Origin of the sequence: Clostridium chromiireducens, from assembly GCF_002029255.1 — a bacterium.
GTDB classification, from domain to species: Bacteria; Bacillota; Clostridia; order Clostridiales; family Clostridiaceae; genus Clostridium; species Clostridium chromiireducens.
On record NZ_MZGT01000136.1, the window covers coordinates 1 to 5,704 of the forward strand.

Genomic DNA, 5,704 nt, shown 5'->3' on the forward strand with positions numbered 1-5,704 from the left:
AATTATTTGTTACTTCTTCTTAATTAAATATTGTTAAAAAATTTATCCTTTGTACTATATGAGCATAATAATAACATTAACGCCGTAATTACTATTAAGAGATTTTATAATAGGAATAAGAGTGGCCATAAGCCCCAGATATTGTTATATCCAGCTCCATAATAATTTCCGGAATATCCACCGTAATTTCCATAGTTAATTCCACAGTTATCATAGTTTGAACCACAATTACCATAATTTATTCCACAATTACCGCAGTTTATGCCGTAGTTACCATAATTTGAACCGTAATTCATGCCATTATTACCATATCCTTGAGAGTTTTTACAGCTATGCTTGTGACAAGATTTATGACATTTTTTCACTGCCCATTTCTCCTTTGTTAATTATTATCTTTTGTTATAGTACTAATATATTAAACATAATTAAATTTTGTTACATTGAGAAAATATGAATTAACAACTGATTTAAAATTTTTATTAGAAAATTATATTACATAATTGGTTTTTATTTGTGAATATGTAATATATATCAGGAGAATTAGGTAAACTAAGACTAAATATTAAATAGATAAGCTTTTGCTAAATACAAAATAGATTATTGGTATATGCTATGTAATTGCTCATTATAACAATAAAGATGTGCTTGTTATGAATATAAAATTAAGAAAATTTATAATTTGGCAATAACTTAATTTTATGTGAGTGGCAAACATGCTTTTGCCTTGACAACACTATTAGATTATGGAATGATAATTAAGCACAAAAAAACTGCTAATGGATTAATCTAGGTTTTTACAAATGATAAATTAGTTAAAGATTAAAAAATAATATAAAGATTATATAGGATAAATAAGAAAGAGATATAGGAATATTTTTAGGTAAGATTATCTTTAAACATCTTTTTCTGAATTAGCAAATTACAAGTTTAATCTATATAATAGTAACATACTAAAAAATTTTTAGAGAAGGTTAATGGGTAGTATGAAAAAAGTTAACGAGGCTTTTAGTGATTATGAATCTAGTGGGAACATAAATACTGCAATAATAAAATCTGTAACTTTACGTAAAAGAACTAAAGTATTAGAAATGGAGATAAGTTCAGATAATTATATTGAAATTGGAGAAATTGAGAGTTTTAATAAATTTATAAGAGAAAAATTCGACTTAAGTGATTCTAAAATTACCGTGAAGTATACTGATGGAGTAACTATAAGACCAATAGAAGAGGAATTAAAAAATATTGTATATTCTATGTCAAATAAATACCCAGCATTAAAAGCAGCTGTTAACAACAGTGAGTATGAAGTGATTGGAAATACAATAAATTTTAATTTTAAAATTCCAGTATCAGGTTTTTTAAAGACTATGTCATATGATAAAGAAATTAATAAAGTTCTAAAATATATGTATGACAAGCAATATAATATAAATTTTGTTGATAAAATAAACAGTGAAGATTTAGAAAAGATAGAAGAAGATAAACGCGCAAATGAAATGAAGGTTCTTAAAGAAATTAAAACCACTCAAAGTATTAATACACCTGAAATGCCTAAAAAAGTTGAAGAAAACAAACAAGAAGTAAAAGCAGAAGGTGATGTTAAAAAAGCAGGTAATGCATTCTTAATCGTAGGTAGAAACCCAAACATTAAGGATCGTATTGTAAAAATTAATGATATAACACCTAATGAGGGAAGGGTAGCCATAGAAGGTGAAATATCTAATTTAGAAGCCAAGGAATTAAGAAGCGGAAAAACATTAGTTTCTTTTGATTTATATGATGGATCGAATTCTATGACATGTAAGGTATTTTGTAAGCCTGGGGATGATGTTGAAGTATTGCCTAGACTTAAAAAGGCCAAGGGTGTTAGACTTGCAGGTAATGCAGGTTATAGTAATTTTTCTCACGAAGTTGAGTTTATTGCGAATACAATAATCGAAATAGAGGGCAGAAAAAGAGTACAGAGAATGGATAATTCTGAGGTGAAGAGAGTTGAGCTTCACATGCATACACAAATGAGTCAAATGGATGCCATGTCTAGTGCTAGTTCCTTAATCAAAAGAGCTATGAGCTGGGGGATGAAATCTATTGCCATAACTGATCATGGAGTTGTTCAGTCATTTCCTGAAGCACATAAACTACTTGGAAGAAATAATTCAGATATGAAGGTTATATATGGAGTTGAAGCCTATTTAGCTCCTGATAAAAAGCCATCTGTAACAAATATAAAAGGTCAGAGCATTGATACTACATATTGTGTTCTGGATTTAGAAACTACAGGATTTTCTCCTGTAACAGAGAAAATCACAGAAATAGGAATTATGAAAATCAAGGACGGAAAGGTAGTAGATAAGTTTAGTACCTTTGTAAATCCTAAGAAGCCAATTCCACCGAGAGTTGTTCAGGTTACTAACATAACAGATGATATGGTAAGAGGTACAGAAACTATAGATAAGGTGTTTCCTAAAATGCTGGAGTTTATTGAAGGATGTGTCTTAGTTGCTCACAACGCTGAATTTGATATTAACTTCTTAAAGCATAATGCAAGGGTTTTAGGCTATGATTTTGATTTTACTTATGTAGATACCTTGCCCCTTGCACAAGAAATTTTCCCAGAATATAAGTCTTATAAACTAGGGAGAATTGCTAAAAATCTTGGCATAAAGGTGGAGGTCGCTCACAGAGCTTTAGATGATGTTGATACTACTGTTAAGGTATTTAACATAATGATTGAAATCCTAAAGGAAAGGGGAACAGAAACCCTTGAGGATATCGAAGTATATGCTTCTGATGAGGAAAGTAAGAAGCAGGCATATAAAAAAGTTAAGACAAATCATGCAATAATTTTAGCTAAGAATTCTGAAGGTTTAAAGAACCTATATAAACTTGTATCATATTCACATTTAGATTATTTTTATAAAAAACCACGTATATTAAAGAGTATGTTTAGAAAATATTCAGAAGGATTGATTATTGGAAGTGCCTGCAGTGAAGGGGAGCTGTTTCAATCAATTTTACTTGGAAAATCTGAAGAAGAAATAGAAGAGATTGCAAAGTTCTATGATTATTTAGAAATCCAGCCTCTAGGTAACAATGATTACTTAGTAAGACAGGAGCAGGTACCAAATAAAGATTATCTAAAAGAGATTAATAAAAAGATAATAGCCTTGGCAGAAAAATTAAATAAACCTGTAGTAGCAACAGGAGACGTACATTTCTTAGACCCAGAAGATGAGATATATAGACGTATATTAGAAGCAGGACAGGGTTTTAAAGATGCTGATGACCAGGCTCCATTATATTTAAGAACTACAGAGGAGATGCTTGATGAATTCTCTTATTTAGGAAGAACAAAGGCTTATGAAGTTGTTGTTACAAATACTAATAAGATAGCTGATATGTGTGAGCAGATTAGTCCAATTTCATCAGAAAAATGTCCTCCACATATAGAAGGTTGCGAACAGACTATTAAAGATATAGCGTATGATAAGGCGCATGAGCTTTATGGAGATCCGCTTCCAGAGATTGTTCAGGCAAGACTCGATAAAGAGCTGGATTCAATTATAAAAAATGGATTCTCGGTAATGTATATTATAGCACAGAAGCTTGTATGGAAATCCAATGAAGATGGATATTTGGTAGGTTCCAGAGGATCGGTAGGTTCCTCTTTTGTAGCTAATATGACAGGTATAACAGAAGTAAATGCTCTGCCACCACACTATAGATGCTCTAAATGTAAGCATTCGGATTTTTCAGATTATGGTTCTAAAATTGGGTTCGATTTACCGGATAAAGATTGCCCTGTCTGTGGAGAAAAGTTAGTTAAGGATGGAATAGATATACCATTTGAAACCTTCCTAGGCTTTAATGGAGATAAAGAGCCCGATATCGACTTAAACTTCTCAGGAGAATATCAGGCAAAAGCTCATAAATATACAGAAGTTATTTTTGGAAAGGGCACAACCTTTAAGGCTGGAACTATAGGTACTATAGCAGAAAAAACAGCCTTTGGTTATGTGAGAAAGTATTTTGAGGAAAAAAATATTCCAGTAAATAAGGCAGAAACAATAAGAATCGCAGTAGGATGTACAGGTATAAAAAGAACTTCTGGGCAGCATCCAGGAGGAATTATAGTTGTACCTAAGGGGCGTGAAATCTTCGAATTCTGCCCAGTACAGCATCCAGCTGATGATCCTAATTCAGATATTATAACAACACATTTTGATTATCACTCTATTGACCAGAACTTGCTTAAGCTGGATATACTGGGGCACGACGATCCGACGGTTATAAGAATGCTGCAGGATATAACTGGAGTTGACCCAAAAGATATACCGATGGATGATGCAGAGACTATGTCTATATTTTCATCAACTAGTGCTCTAGGAGTAACACCAGATCAGATAAATTCAAAGGTTGGAACTTTTGGGATTCCTGAATTTGGTACTAAGTTCGTAAGAAATATGCTTGTAGATACAAAGCCTAAAGCTTTCTCAGATTTGATATTTATATCAGGGCTTTCACACGGTACTGACGTGTGGGTAGGAAATGCTAAGGACTTAATTGATCAAGGAATAGTAACCTTAAGTGAAGCAATCTGTACAAGAGACGATATTATGATCTACCTTATTAAACAAGGATTGCCACCAGGTGAGGCCTTTAAGATAATGGAGCTTGTTCGTAAAGGGCAGGCGTTAAAGAATCCTGCGAAATGGGCTGAATATGAAGATTTAATGAGGGCGAACGATGTACCGGAATGGTATATAGATTCATGTAAAAAGATAAAATACATGTTCCCTAAGGCCCATGCTGCAGCCTATGTAATGATGGCCTTTAGAATTGCTTGGTTTAAGGTGCACATACCTCAGGCTTATTACGCAACCTATTTCAGTATTAGAGCAAAAGCTTTCGATGCAGAATTTATGATTTTTGGAAAAGAAAAGGTTAAGGAAAAGATGAAGGAAATTGAGGTTTTGGGCTTTGACGCGGCACCTAAGGATAAGGATATGTACGATGATTTGGAAATAGTTCTTGAAATGTACGAGAGAGGCCTTAGATTTCTGCCAATTGATTTGTATAAATCGCATGCGACAAAATTTCAAGTTGAAGAAGATGGAATAAGACCATCCATAAATAGTATCTCGGGTATGGGAACTGTGGCAGCAGAAGGTATATCTAATGCAGCTAAGGAAAAGGCATTTAACTCCGTAGAGGATGTAAGAAAGCGTTCAAAGATTGGAAATTCAGCAATAGAGTTACTAAGAAAATTTGACTGCTTAAGAGGTCTTCCAGAAAGCGATCAAATGAGCTTTTTTGATGCAGTGTAGATTATGACTAGAGATAAACAAGGCTAAGTCTTATAATTATGAATAGCCGACCGAAAGGGATAGTACTCTGCTGTTTCGGTTACTAAGAGAATATTTTACGGATTTCTAACAGTGAAAGTTGCATCCATGGACGCATGCTCCAATATTCATTGTGACAAGCGCACATGGAATAACTTCTACTGAAGAAATACCGGCACACTTTCTCTAATGTAACACAACACAAAAGAGCACTATTCCTTTCTAGTTTGGATATATTTCATATTGCAAGTCTATCTTATAGTTTGTTTATTTATAATCGACGTATATTTTTATTTTATTAGTATCTTAGAATTTACACTAAACAGTTATATACAACATAATATATAAGAACACAGTAT

General features: G+C 32.7%; 2 protein-coding genes. One reads left to right on the forward strand and one right to left on the reverse strand.

Going from position 1 to position 5,704, the window contains the following annotated elements; all coding sequences use genetic code 11:
- Nucleotides 1-104: 104 nt before the first annotated feature.
- Nucleotides 105-365 (reverse strand): hypothetical protein, encoded by a 261-nt coding sequence (locus CLCHR_RS23640; protein ID WP_079442395.1) that lies wholly within the window; start codon nt 363-365, stop codon nt 105-107.
- A gap of 618 nt (nt 366-983) precedes the next feature.
- Here CLCHR_RS23640 and polC point away from each other — a divergent pair.
- Complete coding sequence (polC, locus tag CLCHR_RS23645) at nt 984-5,327, forward strand: DNA polymerase III subunit alpha (protein ID WP_079442396.1); 4,344 nt, start codon at nt 984-986, stop codon at nt 5,325-5,327.
- Nucleotides 5,328-5,704: the final 377 nt, after the last annotated feature.